Below are 1113 nucleotides of genomic sequence, written 5' to 3'. Positions count from 1 at the left end.
CGCGTCTCGCGCCCATAGCCTCCGCGCGGGACGGCTGCGGGCGTGCCCGAGCGCTTGCGGCCCCGGCGGCGGACGGGCTAGTAGTGGAAATGCGGGCAGTACGAGGAAAGGCGGTGCGATGCGGGCGACGTTGGAGGCGGGCGGCAAGGAGGCGCGGGCGCAGCTCCCGCTGCTCCTCGCGTGCTCGTTCGCCGCCTCGTTCGCGCAGAGCATGATGAACATCGCCCTTCCGCAGGTGGCGGACGAGTTCGGCGTGACGCTCTCGACGGCGAACTGGCTCGTGACCGGCTACATGGTGGTGGCCGCCACGTCCATTGCGCTCGCGGCGTTCCTGCTGCGGCGCCTGGGGCTGCGCACGGTGTTCTTTATAGGCTGCGGAGCGCTCGCCTTGGGCAGCGGCCTGGCCCTGTTCGCCCCCAATTTCTGGGTGCTTTTGGCGGGGCGGCTCGTGCAGGCCGTGTGCACCGGCCTGTTTTACCCTGCCGTGACCAGCTTCATCATGGCGAACTCCGATCCGGCCAGGCGCGGCACGCACCTGGCCCTCAACAGCGGCACCGTGGCGGCGGGCCTTGCCGTGAGCCCCGTGGTGTCCGGCCTGGTGCTCACGGGCTTCGGCCGGCACGCGCTGTTCGCCCTGCCGCTTGCCTTGGCGGTGCTGCTGCTTGCCGTGGGGTTCTTCCGTTTGCGCGAGGTGGGGCCGCGCGGCACGGGCGCGGTCGACCCTTTGAGCGTGGTGCTGGGCCTGCTGGGCCTGGGGGCGCTCGTCTACGGGCTGGGCGAGGTGTTCCGCGACCCGTTGCCGTCGCTCGCGGTGCTGGCGGCCGGCGTGGCGGTGCTGGGCCTGTTCGCCTGGCGCCAGCTGGTCCTGAAGGACCCGCTTCTCAACTTGAGGCCGCTCGGCAACCTCGGGTTCGCCGTGGGCGAGCTGCTGGTGATGCTCGGCATGATGGCGTCGTTCTCGCTCAGCATCCTGCTGCCGCTGTACTACGAGGGGGCGCTGGGGTTCTCCGCGTTCCTCGCGGGTGCGCTGCTGGCCGGGCCGGTGCTGGCGAACGCGCTGTCCGACGTCGTGGGCGGGCGGCTGCTCGACCGATGGGGCATCTGGCCCCTCGT

General features: G+C 71.5%; 1 protein-coding gene. It reads left to right on the top strand.

The features are described 5' to 3' along the window. Positions 1-118: 118 nt before the first annotated feature. The coding region (locus GPA_RS13875) for an MFS transporter (RefSeq protein WP_041240594.1) at positions 119-1113 on the top strand (995 nt) is incomplete at its 3' end.

Source organism: Gordonibacter pamelaeae 7-10-1-b, assembly GCF_000210055.1.
In the GTDB taxonomy this organism is placed as follows: Bacteria; Actinomycetota; Coriobacteriia; order Coriobacteriales; family Eggerthellaceae; genus Gordonibacter; species Gordonibacter pamelaeae.
This window is presented reverse-complemented; position numbering and strand designations above follow the sequence as displayed.